This window comes from Mycobacterium shinjukuense, from assembly GCF_010730055.1.
Taxonomy (GTDB): domain Bacteria; phylum Actinomycetota; class Actinomycetes; order Mycobacteriales; family Mycobacteriaceae; genus Mycobacterium; species Mycobacterium shinjukuense.
This window is the reverse complement of record NZ_AP022575.1, coordinates 697777-712098: the sequence shown is the minus strand read 5'-3', so window position 1 is coordinate 712098 and position 14322 is coordinate 697777. Positions and strand designations below refer to the sequence as shown.

The 14322-nt window shown below is 68.6% G+C and carries 14 protein-coding genes; 4 read left to right on the top strand and 10 right to left on the bottom strand.

Annotated features, from left to right (window positions below):
* Positions 1-165: 165 nt before the first annotated feature.
* Positions 166-708: an anti-apoptotic protein gene (locus G6N20_RS03210; protein ID WP_083051733.1), complete on the top strand. Its 543-nt coding sequence runs from the start codon at positions 166-168 to the stop codon at positions 706-708.
* Between the two features lie 36 nt (positions 709-744).
* Here G6N20_RS03210 and G6N20_RS03205 read toward each other — a convergent pair whose 3' ends face one another.
* Positions 745-1482 (bottom strand): acyltransferase, encoded by a 738-nt coding sequence (locus G6N20_RS03205; RefSeq protein WP_083051737.1) that lies wholly within the window; start codon positions 1480-1482, stop codon positions 745-747.
* Between the two features lie 204 nt (positions 1483-1686).
* Here G6N20_RS03205 and G6N20_RS03200 point away from each other — a divergent pair, with 204 nt between their 5' ends.
* Complete coding sequence (locus tag G6N20_RS03200) at positions 1687-2928, top strand: outer membrane protein assembly factor BamB family protein (RefSeq protein WP_083051759.1); 1242 nt, start codon at positions 1687-1689, stop codon at positions 2926-2928.
* Between the two features lie 41 nt (positions 2929-2969).
* Here G6N20_RS03200 and G6N20_RS03195 read toward each other — a convergent pair whose 3' ends face one another.
* The 8 genes from G6N20_RS03195 to ctaD form a co-directional block, all read right to left on the bottom strand.
* Positions 2970-3656, bottom strand: coding sequence for an esterase (locus G6N20_RS03195; protein ID WP_083051740.1), 687 nt, complete (start codon positions 3654-3656; stop codon positions 2970-2972).
* A 71-nt stretch (positions 3657-3727) separates the two neighbouring features.
* Positions 3728-4978: a THUMP-like domain-containing protein gene (locus G6N20_RS03190; RefSeq protein WP_179961510.1), complete on the bottom strand. Its 1251-nt coding sequence runs from the start codon at positions 4976-4978 to the stop codon at positions 3728-3730.
* Positions 4912-5895: a class I SAM-dependent methyltransferase gene (locus G6N20_RS03185; protein ID WP_083051743.1), complete on the bottom strand. Its 984-nt coding sequence runs from the start codon at positions 5893-5895 to the stop codon at positions 4912-4914. Before G6N20_RS03185 ends, G6N20_RS03190 begins: the two co-directional genes overlap by 67 nt.
* A gap of 10 nt (positions 5896-5905) precedes the next feature.
* Positions 5906-6670, bottom strand: coding sequence for an enoyl-CoA hydratase (locus tag G6N20_RS03180; protein ID WP_083051747.1), 765 nt, complete (start codon positions 6668-6670; stop codon positions 5906-5908).
* Positions 6667-7494 (bottom strand): NUDIX hydrolase, encoded by an 828-nt coding sequence (locus G6N20_RS03175; protein WP_083051750.1) that lies wholly within the window; start codon positions 7492-7494, stop codon positions 6667-6669. The genes G6N20_RS03180 and G6N20_RS03175 overlap by 4 nt, the downstream gene beginning before the upstream one ends.
* Positions 7491-8354 carry an ABC transporter ATP-binding protein gene (locus G6N20_RS03170; RefSeq protein WP_083051753.1) on the bottom strand — a complete coding sequence of 288 codons (864 nt, stop codon included), beginning with the start codon at positions 8352-8354 and terminating at the stop codon, positions 7491-7493. The genes G6N20_RS03175 and G6N20_RS03170 overlap by 4 nt, the downstream gene beginning before the upstream one ends.
* Positions 8355-8424: 70 nt before the next feature.
* The gene (gene serB / locus G6N20_RS03165; RefSeq protein ID WP_083049554.1) at positions 8425-9660 is read right to left on the bottom strand and encodes a phosphoserine phosphatase SerB; all 1236 of its coding nucleotides are present in this window, start codon (positions 9658-9660) and stop codon (positions 8425-8427) included.
* A gap of 53 nt (positions 9661-9713) precedes the next feature.
* Complete coding sequence (ctaD, locus tag G6N20_RS03160) at positions 9714-11435, bottom strand: aa3-type cytochrome oxidase subunit I (protein ID WP_083049648.1); 1722 nt, start codon at positions 11433-11435, stop codon at positions 9714-9716.
* Between the two features lie 191 nt (positions 11436-11626).
* Here ctaD and G6N20_RS03155 point away from each other — a divergent pair, with 191 nt between their 5' ends.
* A complete protein-coding gene (locus tag G6N20_RS03155; RefSeq protein ID WP_083049557.1) occupies positions 11627-12706 on the top strand; it encodes an iron-siderophore ABC transporter substrate-binding protein in 1080 nt (359 codons plus the stop codon).
* Between the two features lie 90 nt (positions 12707-12796).
* Positions 12797-13837 (top strand): NAD(P)-dependent alcohol dehydrogenase, encoded by a 1041-nt coding sequence (locus G6N20_RS03150; protein WP_083049560.1) that lies wholly within the window; start codon positions 12797-12799, stop codon positions 13835-13837.
* Here G6N20_RS03150 and G6N20_RS03145 read toward each other — a convergent pair.
* Positions 13826-14200 (bottom strand): DUF3349 domain-containing protein, encoded by a 375-nt coding sequence (locus tag G6N20_RS03145; RefSeq protein WP_083049563.1) that lies wholly within the window; start codon positions 14198-14200, stop codon positions 13826-13828. The two genes, G6N20_RS03150 and G6N20_RS03145, sit on opposite strands and share 12 nt — an antisense overlap.
* Positions 14201-14322 lie beyond the last annotated feature (122 nt).

The window sequence follows — 14322 nt, the reverse complement described above, 5'->3', positions numbered from 1 at the left end:
TAGGACCAGGCGCCGACGCGCCGCTGTCGCGCAGCGGCCGGCGATGCGATAGCGAAACCCGTTAGTTTTTCCGGTTTTTCGCGGATTCACTTTTCAGCAGCCGGTTGGCATGTCATGATCAGCCGATTCACGGTTGTCCCAATTTCACCTAGCCAGGGAGGCGAGATGGCTCGTTCGATCGTTCGGACATTGTTGGTCTCAGGTGCCGCCGTCAGCCTCATGGCCAGCGCCGGATCCTGTTCGTTTTCGGTCGGATCGTCGCGCACCGTGAGCAAGGCCGACGTGGCCAACCAGATCAGCGCCAAAATGACCGACGCCCAAGGCAACAAGCCGGACTCGGTGAACTGTCCCAGCGACCTGCTGGCAAAGGTCGGGGCGCAGCTCAACTGCGAGATGCGAGTCAACGACACGATCTACAACGTCAACGTCACGGTGACCAGCGTCGAGGGCAAAGACGTCAAGTTCGACATGGTGGAGACCGTTGACAAAAACCGGGTCGCCAGGATCATCAGCGACAAGCTGTATCAACAGGTGGGCCAGCGACCCGACTCGGTGACCTGCCCCGACAACTTGAAAGGCGTCGAGGGCGCGACGCTACGGTGTCAGCTCACCGACGGCAACTCGAAGTACGGCATCAACGTGACCGTCACCAGCGTCGACGGCGGCGATGTCAACTTCGATTTCAAGGTCGACGACCACCCGGAATAGCCCGTCAGCCGGTGGTCGCGGTGATGCCCGCCGCAGTTAGTGGGCCGCCTTCTTGCGTTCGATATCGGCTAGCGCCGCAGCCAATTCGGCCCGCTGTGCGGCCGATGACTCCCAGGACACCTGCCTGTTCTTGACCACCGTGGCCGGCGCGCCGACCGCGATCGAATAGTCCGGGATGTCACCGCGCACCACCGCGTGTGAGCCCAGCACGCAACCCCGTCCGATCGAGGTCCCTCGCAGCACGGTCACCTTCACGCCGATCCAGGTGTCCGGCCCGATCCGCACCGGGCTTTTGATGATGCCCTGGTCCTTGATCGGCATCGTGATGTCGTCCATCCGATGGTCGAAATCACAGATGTAACACCAGTCGGCCATCAGCGCCGACTCCCCGATCTCGATGTCCAGATAGCAGTTGATGACGTTGTCGCGGCCCAGCACCACCTTGTCGCCGAAGCGCAGCGAACCCTCGTGCGCGCGGATGGTGTTTTTGTCCCCGATGTGCACCCACCGACCGATCTCCAGCTGCGCCAGCTCGGGTGTGCAGTGGATCTCGACGCCCTTCCCGAGAAACACCATGCCGCGGGTGATGATGTGCGGGTTGGCCAGCTTGAACTTCAGCAGCCGCCAATAGCGGACCAGGTACCACGGCGTGTACGCCCGGTTGGCAAGCACCCATTTCAGCGAGGCCAGCGTCAGATACCTGGCCTGACGCGGATCCCGCAGCCGCGATCCACGCCAGCGGCGGTGCAGCGGAGCCCCCCACATGGTCGTCATGGGCCGAAAGCCTAACGGGAATCGATCGGCGCGCCGCGAAGGAGTCGGGCAATCGGCCACCCGGGGGCGGCCACCGGTTACCCTCACGTGTACTCGATCGCCGCTCATGGCCGAACCCGCGTCGCGGAAGGATTTGGGACCCTGCGAAAGGACAAGGTGCGAGCCCGACGTCTCCGGGCGACCGTGCTCGCGGCGGCGCTCGCGATGGGACTCGGCGGCTGCGGCAACACCGACTCGTGGGTCGACGCGGCACCCGCGCTGGGCTGGCCCGCGCAGTACGGCGACGCCGCCAACAGCAGCTACACCCCGACCGCCGGTGCCAGCACGCTCGCGCTGCGCTGGACACGGTCGGTCAAAGGGAGCCTGGGGGCCGCGCCCGCGCTGAGCGCACGCGGTTATCTTGCGCTCAACGCGCAGACCCCGGCCGGGTGTTCGCTGATGGAGTGGGAGAACCACAGCGGCCGGCAACGCTGGTGTGTCCGGCTGGTCCAGGGCGGCGGCTTCGGGGGCCCGCTGCTGGACATCTTCGACAACCTCTACGTCGGACAGCCCGGGGCGATCGTCGCTTTCCCGGTCACCCAGTGGACGCGCTGGCGACAGCCGGTGATCGGGATGCCGTCCACCCCGCGGTTCCTGGGCCACGGTCACCTGCTGGTGAGCACCCACCTGGGACAGCTGGTGGTGTTCGACGCCCACCGCGGCCGGGTGGTCGGCAGCCCGCTGGATCTGGTGGACGGCGTCGACCCCACCGACGCGACCCGTGGGCTGGCCGATTGCGCCCCGGCCCGGCCGGGCTGCCCGGTCCCGGCCGCGCCCGCGTTCTCGGCGGTCAACGGGATGGTGGTGCTCGGCGTCTGGCAACCGGGAGCGCCGGCGGCCGGGCTGGTCGGCCTGAAATACCACGGGCAGCAGCTCGCCCGCGAGTGGACCAGCGACGCCGTCGACGCCGGGGTCATCGCCAGCCCGGTGCTGTCCGCCGACGGATCGACGGTCTACGTCAACGGCCGCGACGAACGGCTGTGGGCGCTGCACGCGATCGACGGCACGGTGAAGTGGTCGGCGCCGCTGGGGTTCCTGGCGCAGACGCCGCCCGCGGTCACCCCACAGGGGCTGATCGTGTCCGGCGGCGGCCCCGACACCCGGCTGGTGGCGTTGCGGGACGCCGGCGATCACGCCGAGGAGACCTGGCGACGCGACGACGTCATTCCGTTGTCGACGTCGAGCCTCGCCGGCGCCGCCGTCGGCTACACGGTGGTCAGCGGTCCACCACCGGACGGCGGCGCCGGTTTGTCGTTGTTGATCTTCGATCCGGCCAACGGCCACACGATCAACAGCTATCCGCTGCCTGGAGCCAGCGGCTATCCGGTCGGGGTCGCCGTGGGCACCGACCGCCGGGTGGTGACCGCCACCGGCGACGGCCAGGTCTACAGCTTCGCTCCGGTCTAGCCCAGGTCTAGCCCAGGTCTAGCCCACCACCGACCGCGGTGTTAGATGGCCAGCGGCGGGAGGGCACTGCGCGGCACCTGGGCCGAAACGGCGCCGGCAAACGACGGCAGCAATTCACCCTGGCCGAAGTAGAAGATCAGCTGATCGTCGGTGATGGCGAAGTTCTGATAGTTCGCCGAATCCCGACCGGCGCCCGGCGAGATCGCCGCGGCCAGCGCGGTCTGCCGCTCCAGGTCACGCTGGACGATCGGGAAGATGGTGTCCAGCGGCGGGGTGGTGCCGGGCGCGAACAGGGTGTCGAAGGTGATGGGTTGTTTGCTGCCGAGGTTGTAGTTGAAGGCCTTGTACCAGGTGGACGGGTGGGCGCCGCCGAGGTCTTGAAAGAACTTGAGCACCACGCTACGGGTATGGTGGGGGGGCTGGCCCGCGCTGTGTTGTTCGGTGGTGGCGTCCATCTGGTACGGGTGGTCGCGCCCCCCGGAGCTCTGCGCCACGTTGACGAACCCGTCCCGAGTGCGCGTGATGTAGTCGGTCAGCGCCTGTTGGTCGGGATAGTCGACGGGAAACGTCAGGTCGAGGGTGTATTTGGAACCCGAGGCGCGCACATGGCAGAGCTGTCCGGCCTCGACGGTGCCGCCCAGGCTGGCGCAGGATGGCGGCGCCGCGGTGGCGGGCCAACCCGCCCAGACCGCGGCGGCCAGGACCGCGGCAGCTATCAGATAACGCATCGTCGAACTGTCCTCGCAGAACAAGGGGCGCTCGCGCCGCACAACGTGATCGCCGTCAGCGTACCCGCGCCCTAACGGGAGGGACAGCAAACGTATGCCAGCGCATGCCCGGTGGGCCCGGAGCCCATCCGGGTGATGACCACCGACAGCGGCCGGCTGCCGCGCAACCGAAGCCGCCCGCGCAGGGCGTCGGGGTCCACCCGAACACCCCGGGCCAGGATCTCCACCGCCCCGCAGTCCAGCCCCGACAGCGCCTGCCGCAGCCGGCGCTCGTCGAACGCCAGGTGATCGAGCACCTCCAAGCCGCGCACCGACGGCGGCAGCCGGTCACCAGACAGGTACGCCACGTGGGGATCGAGCTGCCACAGCCCGTGCCGGGCCCCGTACTGGCGCACCAGGCCGGCCCGGATCACGGCGCCGTCGGGATCGACGATCCATCGGCCGGCGGGCCGCACACCGCAGTCATCGGGCTCGGTGTCGGTGATCTGCTCACCGCGGTCGAGGATGCTGGCTCGCCGGCGCACGCCGCGCCCGGCCAACCCGGCCGACCACAGGCAGGCCTCCCGGACCGATCCGCGATATGACGTCACCTCGATCTCGCCATCGAAACCGAGCCGCCGTACCCGCTCGAAATCTATTCCGGGAGCACACTTTACGACCATGTCCCGCGCGCGGTAACAGTCCAGCAGGTGGTCTAGCCGGGGCCGATGGTCGGTCGGATCGAAACGCCGTCGGCCGCCGCTTCGCCGCGCCGGGTCGACGATGACGACCGCGCCGCGGCTGATCGGGCGCAGCGCGTCGGCCCGGCACAGGTCGGCGGCATCACCGAGGTTGTGACGCGCCATCGCCAGCCGCACCGGGTCGATGTCGCTGCCGATCGTCCGGGCCGCCGAGCCGCGCAGCGCGGCCATCTCGGTGCCGATGGAGCATGTCGCGTCGTGCACCACCTGCCCGGCCAGCCGCCGGGCGCGATGCCGCGCCACCGCCGCCGCGGTGGCCTGTTGCAGCGCCTCGGCGGTGAACAGCCACCGCGACACATCGCACAGCTCGCCGAGCTTGTCGGCGGCTTTGCGGCGCAGCAATGTCGTTTCCACCAGGATCGGTGCCCGCTCGCCGAACCGGGCGTGCACCGCGGCGGTGTCGGCGACCCTGGTCGGGCCGGTCAGCGAGAGGTCGGCAACCGCACACAGGGCGGCGGCCCCCGATGCCGACCGCAGGTAAGCGACGTCGTCGAGGCCGAAGGTGAGACCGGCGCTCAGGACGGCTTGATCCCGGTGACGATCACGTTGTAAAACCAGCCCTTCGGGGTGATCCGACGCCACACGTTGGCGTCCAGCCAGCTCAGCGTCTTCCAGCTGGTGAACGCGAACTTCGCCCATCCCCAACCCAGGCGCCCCGGAGGCACCGCGCATTCGAACGTGCGCAGCGGCCAGCCCAGCATTGCGGCGGTGAACTCCTCGGTGGTGGTCTGAACCTCAACCGCGCCGGCGCTGGTGGCCATCCGCTCCAGGTCGGCCGGTGCGAAGGTGTGCAGGTCTACGAGGGCCTCCAGCGCAGCGGCCCGCGAGGACTCGTCAAGATCGGCCTGGGGGCGACGCCACCCACGCAGACCGGGCAATGTGGTGGCGTTGGTGACCACCCGCCAGGTCAGGGTGGACAGCGCGCGGGCGTAGCCGTCGCCGACGGTGGTCGGCTCACCGGCGAACACGAACCGGCCGCCCGGCTTGAGCACCCGGATCGTTTCCCGCAGGGACAGCTCCACATCGGGAATGTGGTGCAGCACGGCATGCCCGACCACCAGATCGAAGGTGTCGTCGTCATACGGGATGCCCTCGGCGTCGGCCACCCGGCCGTCGATGTCCAGCCCCAGCGACCGCCCGTTGCGGGTGGCGACCTTGACCATGCCGGGTGAGAGATCGGTGACCGACCCGCGTCGGGCGACGCCCGCCTGGATCAGGTTGAGCAGAAAGAACCCCGTCCCACAGCCCAGTTCCAGGGCCCGGTCGAAGGGTAACCGCGCGATGACCTCCGCGGGCACCGCGGCGTCGAACCGGCCTCGCGCGTAGTCGACGCAGCGTTGGTCATAGGAGATCGACCACTTCTCGTCGTAGCTCTCGGCTTCCCAATCGTGGTAGAGCACCTGGGCAAGCTTGCTGTCCTGCCGCGCGGCCGCCACCTGTTCGGCGGTGGGACGGGGGTTGGGCACGGCGTCGGCGGGGATTTCCGAAGTCCTCGTCATGAAGGGGAGCCTAACGGCCGTCGGAGTCACCCCGTGCGTCAGCTCGGTAGGCGGCGGCGAACACCTCGACGTAACGACGGCGTTCGGCGGCCGGCAGCTCCGCCGAGGCCAGCTCGAAGACCTCGTCGATGCCGGCCTTCGCGGCGGCCAGCGCCCGCGGCGGCCCGTCCAGAAAGCGCCGCGCCCACGCCGCGGCGGCGGTATACACGTCGTCGGGGGCCACCTTGTCGTCGATCAGGCCCAGCGCCAATGCCTCCTCGGCGTCGAAGAAACGCCCACTAAACACCAGCTCCTTGGCCCGGCTGGGCCCCACTGCCCGGGTCAGCCGGGCCAGCCCGCCGCCACTGGGCACGAGGTTGGCCAGGATCTCCGTCGCGCCGAACCTCGCGTTGTCACCGCTGACTCGCCAGTCGGCGGCCAGCGCCAGCGTGAGGCCGGCGCCCAACGCGTATCCGGTGATGGCGGCCACGGTCGGTTTCGGGATCGCCGCCACCGCGTCCACGGCCGCGCGCCGCACCCGCGCCGCGGTATCGGCCTCGGCCGGTGTCAGCCGCCGCAGCTCGGACATATCGTCACCGGCGGAGAAGATCTCGTGGCCACCGAACAGGATCACCGCGGCCACGTCGTCGCGGCGCCCCAGTTCGGCGGCCCCGGCGATGATTTCCCGGTAGACCTGACGCGTCAGCGCGTTGGTGGGCGGTCGCGACAGCAACAACATGGCCAGGCCGGCGTCCTGCGAGCCGTCGCTGACCACGACCCTGACGAATTCACTCATAACGGCCACCCGGACCCGCCCGCGATGCGCGCCCGGTGGTAGCGGTCGGAGTCGAAGAACTCGATCTCCCAGTTGTCGCCCTGCTGCACCAGGTGCGGCTGCACCGGGACGATCCGGCGCTCGACGGCCAGCACCTCGGCGACGGTGCGGCCGGTCAGCGAGTCCAGCTGCGTCCAGGTCGGCGGCAGCAGGAAGTTGCGCCCGGCCGCGAAGTCGTCGATGGCGTCGGCCGGCAATGTCCAGCCGGCGCGATCGGATTCGGTGTTCTCGCCGTCGGCGCGCTGCCCCTGCGGCAGCGCGGCGACAAAGAAGTAGGTGTCGTAGCGGCGGGTCAGTTCGGCCTCCGGGGTGACCCAGTTCGCCCAGGGCCGCAGCAGATCGGAGCGCAGCACCAGGTTCTCCCGGCGCAGGAAGTCGGCGAACGACAGCGTGCGGTCGGCCAGCGCGCGCCGGGCGTCGCCGTACGCCGAGGCGTCACCGACGATGCCGTGCGGGTCGTCGGCCGGCCCGGCGAACAGCACGCCCGATTCCTCGAAGGTCTCCCGCGCCGCGGCGCACACCAACGCCTCGGCTAGGTCGGCCTCGATGCCGAACCGCTGCGCCCACCAGTGCGGTGGCGGGCCGGCCCAGGCCCCTAGCCGGCGCAAGTCGGTGTTGCGGTCGCGGTCGTCGACACCGCCGCCGGGGAACACCATCACCCCGGCGGCGAAATCCATCGCGGAGTGTCGGCGCATCAGGAAGACGGCGAGGCCGGCGGGCGTGTCTCGGACCAGCATGACCGTCGCCGCCGGCCTGGGCACCAATGGCTCGCGTGGTGGTGTCATGGCCGTCTCCGGTGAGCCGCGCGGGTTCGAACGCGACGGGCGAAGTATCGCCCGTCGACGAAGTCCACGGCGATCGACTGGCCGAAGGCCGCGGACAGGTTCTCGGCGGTCAACACGTCGGGCAGGAGTCCCGAGGCGACCACCTTGGCCTCCGACAGCAGCAGGCAGTGGCTGAACCCCGGCGGAACCTCCTCCACGTGATGGGTGACCAGCACCAGCACGGGCGCGTCGGGGTCGGCGGCCAGGTCGCCCAGCCGCGCCACCAATTCCTCCCGGCCGCCCAGGTCCAGGCCCGCGGCGGGCTCGTCGAGCAGCAGCAGCTCCGGGTCGGTCATCAAGGCGCGGGCGATCAGCACGCGCTTGCGCTCACCTTCGGAGAGGGTTCCGTAGGTGCGATCGGCCAGGTGCTCGGCGCCCAGGCTCTCCAGCATGTCGATCGCGCGGCGATAGTCGACGTCCTCGTAGCGCTCCCGCCACCGGCCCAGCACCGCGTAGCCGGCGGAGACCACGAGGTCACGCACCACTTCGTCATCGGGCACCCGCTGCGCCAGGGCCGCCGAGCTCAGCCCGATCCGGGCTCGCAATTCCGAAACGTCGACCCGGCCCAGCCGTTCACCGAGCACGAACGCAACACCCGACGACGGGTGCTCGGAGGCCGCGGCGATGCGCAGCAGCGATGTCTTGCCGGCACCGTTGGGACCGATGATCACCCATCGCTCGTCGAGTTCGACGGCCCAATCCACCGGCCCCACCAGTACTCGGCCGTTGCGGCGCAGGCACACGTTGCGGAAGTCGATCAGCAGGTCGGGGTCGGCCGCATCGGGGCTGCCGTTTTCGAGCACCCGACCATCGTGCCGCATGCGCCGTGAGCAGACGCAAAAGCCCCCAATTCGGGCCCGAATTGGGGGCTTTTGCGTCTGCTCACGCCGCCTAATCCGCGGGGATGTCGACGCGGCGCACGACGCCGTCGACCGCGTCGGCGGCCTCAATCTCACCGCGCGTCACGCCCAGCAAAAACAGCACCGTGTCCAGGTACGGATGGCTCAACGAGGCGTCGGCCACCTCGCGCAGCGCGGGCTTGGCGTTGAACGCCACCCCCAGACCCGCCGCGACCAGCATGTCAATGTCGTTGGCCCCGTCGCCGACCGCGACGGTCTGTTCCATGGGCACGCCGTACTGCTCGGCGAAGGCGCGCAGCGCCGTGGCCTTGCCGGGCCGGTCCACGATCGGTCCGACAACCCGGCCGGTGAGTATGCCGTCGACGATTTCCAGCTCGTTGGAGGCGACGAAGTCCAGCTTCAGTTCCTTGGCAAGCGGTTCGATGATCCGCCGGAAGCCGCCGGAGACCACTCCGCAGCGAAAACCCAACCGCTGCAGCGTGCGCAGCGTGGTCCGAGCGCCGGGCATCAGCTCCAGCTGGTCGGCGACCTCGTCGATCACCGTGGCCGGCAGGCCCGCCAGGGTGGCCACCCGCTGCTGCAGCGACTCCGCGAAATCCAGTTCGCCGCGCATCGCCGCCTCGGTGATCGCCGCGACCCTGCCCTGGGCGCCGGCCCGGGCGGCCAGCATCTCGATGACCTCGCCCTGCACCAGGGTGGAATCCACGTCGAAGACGATGAGCCGCTTGGTCCGCCAGGCCAGGCCGTAGTCCTCGACGGCCACGTCGATGTGTTCCTCGATGGCCACCTTCGTCAGGGCGGTTTGCAACGCGCCCGCGATCCCCGGTGGCGCCGAGACCCGCAACTCCAGGCCGGTGACCGGATAGTCGGAGATGCCGCGGATGAAGTCGATGTTGACGCCCAGCGCGGCCACCTCCCGGGCCACCGCGCCAAACGCCCCGGCGGTGATCGGCCGACCGAGCACGAAAATGATGTGGGTCGACGGTTCCCGAATCACCGGCAGGTCGTCGTTGCGCTCGATGGCGACCTCCAGGCCCAGCCCGTGAATGGCGGCCTGGACGTCGTGCCGCAACGCGGCGCCGTCGGCGAGCTCCGGCGCGCAGGACACCAGCACGCCCAGCGTCAGCCGGCCCCTGATCACCACCTGCTCGACGTTGAGCAGCTCGACTCCGTGCCGCCCGAGCACCTCGAAGAGTGCCGACGTCACACCCGGCTGATCCACGCCGGTGACCGTGATCAGCACCGACACCTTCGCCGACGCGCCCACCCCCGACTACTCGCCCAGCCGCGCCGAACCCCGGCACCGGCGATCGGGTCTCATCAGCTGGAGGCCACCTTGGCCAGCTCGTCGTGATGACGTCCGACGTGGGCTTCGGCGCGAAGCCGTTCCACCATGTGCGGATAATGCAACTCGAACGCCGGACGCTCGGAGCGGATGCGGGGCAGCTCGGTGAAGTTGTGCCGCGGCGGTGGGCAACTGGTCGCCCACTCCAGCGAATTGCCGTACCCCCAGGGATCGTCGACGGTCACCACTTCGCCGTAGCGCCAGCTCTTGAAGACGTTCCAGACAAACGGCAGCATCGACACCCCCAGAATGAATGCCCCGATCGTCGAGACGACATTCAGGCCCTGGAAGCCGTCGGTGGACAGGTAGTCGGCGTACCGGCGCGGCATGCCCATGTCGCCCAGCCAGTGCTGCACCAAAAACGTGGTGTGAAAACCGATGAACGTCAACCAGAAGTGCAGCTTGCCCAACCGCTCGTCGAGCAGCCGGCCGGTCATTTTCGGGAACCAGAAGTAGATGCCGGCGAACGTGGAGAACACGATGGTGCCGAACAGCACATAGTGGAAGTGTGCGACGACGAAGTAGCTGTCGGTCACATGGAAGTCCAGCGGCGGGCTGGCCAGCAGCACACCGGTCAGACCACCGAGCAGGAAGGTGACCGCGAAGCCGACCGAAAACAGCATCGGCGTCTCAAACGTCAACTGTCCCCGCCACATCGTGCCGATCCAGTTGAAGAATTTGATCCCCGTGGGCACCGCGATCAGATACGTCATGAACGAAAAGAACGGCAGCAGCACCGCACCCGTGGCGAACATGTGGTGCGCCCACACCGCGACCGACAGCGCGGCGATCGACAGGGTCGCGTAGACCAGGGTGGTGTAACCGAAGATCGGCTTGCGGGAGAACACCGGGAAGATCTCGGACACGATGCCGAAGAACGGCAGCGCGATGATGTAGACCTCGGGGTGACCGAAGAACCAGAACAGGTGCTGCCACAACAGGACTCCGCCGTTGGCCGGGTCGTAGACATGGGCTCCCAGGTGGCGGTCGGCGGCCAACCCGAACAACGCCGCGGTCAGCAGCGGGAACGCGATCAACACCAGGATCGAGGTCACCATGATGTTCCAGGTGAAGATCGGCATCCGGAACATCGTCATCCCGGGGGCGCGCATGCAGACCACGGTGGTGATCATGTTGACCGCGCCGAGGATGGTGCCCAGGCCGGCGACGATCAGACCCATGATCCACAGGTCGCCGCCGACGCCGGGTGAGTGGATGGCGTCGGTCAGCGGGGTGTAGGCGGTCCAGCCGAAGTCGGCGGCCCCGCCCGGCGTGATGAAGCCGGCCGCCCCGAGCGTGGCGCCGAACAAGAACAGCCAGAACGAGAAGGCATTGAGCCGCGGGAACGCCACGTCGGGCGCGCCGATCTGCAACGGCAGCACCAGATTGGCGAAGCCGAACACGATCGGGGTGGCATAAAACAGCAGCATGATCGTGCCGTGCATGGTGAACAGCTGATTGAACTGCTCATTGGACAAGAACTGCAGTCCGGGCGCCGCCAGCTCGGTCCGCATCAACAGCGCCAGCAGGCCGCCGACGAAGAAGAAGATGAAGCAGGCGACGCAGTACATGATGCCGATCATCTTGTGATCGGTGGTGCTGATCAGCCGGTAGACCAGGTTCCCCTTGGGACCGGTCCGGGCCGGGTACGGGCGACTGGCCTCGAGTTCTCCCAACGGTGGCGCTTCGGCTGTCAACAGCTCCTCCAAACATCCAGTCAGCACAGGTCCGGGTACCCAGTGATGACTGGAATCTTAGCCCGCGATCGGCCTGGCGGTAGGTCTGGTCCTACAAACTGTCGTAACTGCCGCGGCGCTCCCGCCCGCATCGTCGACGGGCGGCGCTTGATGGCCCGGATGTTAGCGTCGGACGCGTGCTAGTCGGCGCGATGCGACCCACTGTTGCCGCCGTGGCGGCAGCAGCACTGATCGTGCCGTGCAGCGGCTGCGGCGCCGATCGGCCCGCCACCACAGCCTCGAGGTCGGTGATCACCCCCACCACTCAGATCGCCGGAGCCGGGGTGCTGGGCAACGACCGCAAGCCGGACGAGTCCTGCCCCCGGGAGGCGGCCGCGGCAGATCCGGGGCCGCCCACCCGGCCGGCGCGCAACGCGGCGGGCGTCAGCCCAGACGTGGTCCAGGTGCCCGCCGACCCGCAGCGCATCGTGGTGCTCTCCGGTGACCAGCTCGACGGGCTCTGTGCGCTGGGCCTGCAATCCCGGGTGGTCGCCGCGGCGTGGCCGGAGGGTTCCTCCAGTCAACCCGCCTACCTCGGCAGCGCGGTGCGCCGCCTGCCCGGTGTGGGAACCCGTAGCAACCCTGACCTGAAGGCCATCGCGGCGGCTCACCCAGACCTGATCCTGGGCTCGGCGGCGTTGACGCCGACGCTGTACCCGCGGCTGGCGGCGATCGCGCCGACGGTGTTCACCGGGGCGCCGGGCGCGGCGTGGATGGACAACCTGCGGGGCGTCGGGGCCGCGACCGCCCGGATCGCCGCGGTGGACGGGCTGATCAATGGCTTCACCCAACGCGCAGCGGACGTCGGGACCAAGCGTGACGCAACCCATTTCCAGGCGTCGATCGTCCAGCTAACCACCAACACCCTGCGGGTGTACGGCGCCAACAACTTTCCGGCCAGCGTGCTGACCGCCGTCGGTGTGGATCGGCCCGCGTCGCAACGGTTCACCGACAAGGCCTACCTCGAGTTCGGCACCACCGATGCCGATCTGGCCAAGGCGCCGGACTTCTCCGCGGCCGACGCCGACATCGTCTACGTGTCGTGTGTGTCCCCGGCGGCCGCCGAGCGCGCGGCCGCGGTCTTCGACAGTGACCCCTGGCGAAGGCTCTCCGCCTATCGAGACAATCGGGTCTTTGTCGTCAACAACGAGATCTGGCAGACCGGCGAGGGCGTGATCGCGGCCCGCGGCATCGTCGACGACCTGCGCTGGATCAACGCCCCGATCAACTAGCCCGGGGCGGAGATAGGCTGTCGGGGTACCCGTGGCCGGGGTACCCGTCGCTATCGATTCGCGCGCCGCAATGCCAGAAAAGGGGGTGCCATGAGCGCGGTTTCCGCATACGCAGCCACCTCGGCGACCGAACCGCTGACCAGGACCACCATCACCCGCCGCGACCCGGGCCCGCGCGACGTGGTGATCGACATCAGGTTCGCCGGCATCTGCCACTCGGACATCCACACCGTGAAAGCCGAGTGGGGCCAACCGATTTACCCGGTGGTGCCCGGCCACGAGATCGCCGGCGTGGTCAGCGCGGTGGGCCCCGAGGTGACCAAGCACAACGTGGGAGACCGCGTGGGCGTGGGTTGTTTCGTGGACTCCTGCCGCGAATGCAGCAGCTGTCTGCGCGGGATCGAGCAGTACTGCAAACCCGGCGCCAACTTCACCTACAACTCGATCGGCAAAGACGGCCAGCCAACCCAGGGCGGCTACAGCGAAGCGATCGTCGTCGACGAAAACTACGTGTTGCGCATACCGGATGCGCTGCCCCTGGACGTGGCCGCGCCGCTCATGTGCGCCGGCATCACGCTGTACTCGCCGCTGCGACACTGGAACGCCGGGCCGGACACGCGGGTGGCGATCATCGGCTTAGGCGGGCTGGGTCACATGGGTGTCAAGCTGGGCGCGGCGATGGGCGCCGACGTTACCGTGCTGTCGCAGTCGCTGAAGAAGATGGAGGATGGCCTGCGCCTGGGCGCCAGCCACTACTACGCCACCTCCGACCCGGACACCTTCAGCAAGCTGCGCGGTAGCTTCGACTTGATCCTGAACACCGTCTCGGCGAACCTCGATCTCGGCCGGTACCTCAACCTGCTGGACGTCGACGGCACCCTCGTGGAGCTCGGCATTCCCGAGCACCCCATGGAGGTTCACGCGTTCGCACTGGCATTGATGCGGCGCAGCCTGGCGGGGTCGAACATCGGTGGGATCGCCGAAACCCAGGAGATGTTGGATTTCTGCGCCGAGCACGGCGTCACACCCGACATCGAAATCATCGAACCCGATTACATCAACGAGGCCTACCAGCGCGTGCTGGCCAGCGACGTGCGCTACCGCTTCGTCATCGACATATCACGCCTGTGAGGCCGCTGCCTGAGCACCTTCGGATTCGGCCTCGTTGACTTCCACGCCGGCCAACGGCCACCCCGCGGCGGCCAGCACCCCCGCCACCCGTTGGATGTTCTCCGGACCGGCGTCGTGGTGGGTCACGCCGGAGATGAAGTCGCCGATCTCGTCACGGTGGATCACGCCGTCGGCGATGGCCGGCGATCCCTTGCTGGTGAGGTGCCGCACCACCTCCCTGACCTGTTCCTCGGTCAACGGGGTGCTGCGCAACAGCGCCAGCAGCGCCACTCGGTCCGGACCTGGGACGCCCTCGGGGTAGCCGACCTGCAGCCAGCGGATCACCGACCGGAGAAAGTGCGGGTGCGAGAAGGTTTTCGTCACCCCACCAGTTTCACGGCAGGTGCCGCACCGACGCCACCATCGCGCCCGACCATGCTTACATTTCACTGATCGTTCACGGCCCGCACATGCGGCTGTGGCCTGGCGTACCGTGCGCAGCCTAT

Excerpts from the sequence above, each read along its gene's own strand:
- G6N20_RS03210 (WP_083051733.1), top strand. The coding sequence starts at position 166 with ATGGCTCGTTCGATCGTTCGGACATTGTTGGTCTCAGGTGCCGCCGTC.
- G6N20_RS03205 (WP_083051737.1), bottom strand. The coding sequence starts at position 1,482 with ATGACGACCATGTGGGGGGCTCCGCTGCACCGCCGCTGGCGTGGATCG.
- G6N20_RS03200 (WP_083051759.1), top strand. The coding sequence starts at position 1,687 with ATGGGACTCGGCGGCTGCGGCAACACCGACTCGTGGGTCGACGCGGCA.
- G6N20_RS03195 (WP_083051740.1), bottom strand. The coding sequence starts at position 3,656 with ATGCGTTATCTGATAGCTGCCGCGGTCCTGGCCGCCGCGGTCTGGGCG.
- G6N20_RS03185 (WP_083051743.1), bottom strand. The coding sequence starts at position 5,895 with ATGACGAGGACTTCGGAAATCCCCGCCGACGCCGTGCCCAACCCCCGT.
- G6N20_RS03180 (WP_083051747.1), bottom strand. The coding sequence starts at position 6,670 with ATGAGTGAATTCGTCAGGGTCGTGGTCAGCGACGGCTCGCAGGACGCC.
- G6N20_RS03175 (WP_083051750.1), bottom strand. The coding sequence starts at position 7,494 with ATGACACCACCACGCGAGCCATTGGTGCCCAGGCCGGCGGCGACGGTC.
- G6N20_RS03170 (WP_083051753.1), bottom strand. The coding sequence starts at position 8,354 with ATGCGGCACGATGGTCGGGTGCTCGAAAACGGCAGCCCCGATGCGGCC.
- G6N20_RS03155 (WP_083049557.1), top strand. The coding sequence starts at position 11,627 with ATGCGACCCACTGTTGCCGCCGTGGCGGCAGCAGCACTGATCGTGCCG.
- G6N20_RS03150 (WP_083049560.1), top strand. The coding sequence starts at position 12,797 with ATGAGCGCGGTTTCCGCATACGCAGCCACCTCGGCGACCGAACCGCTG.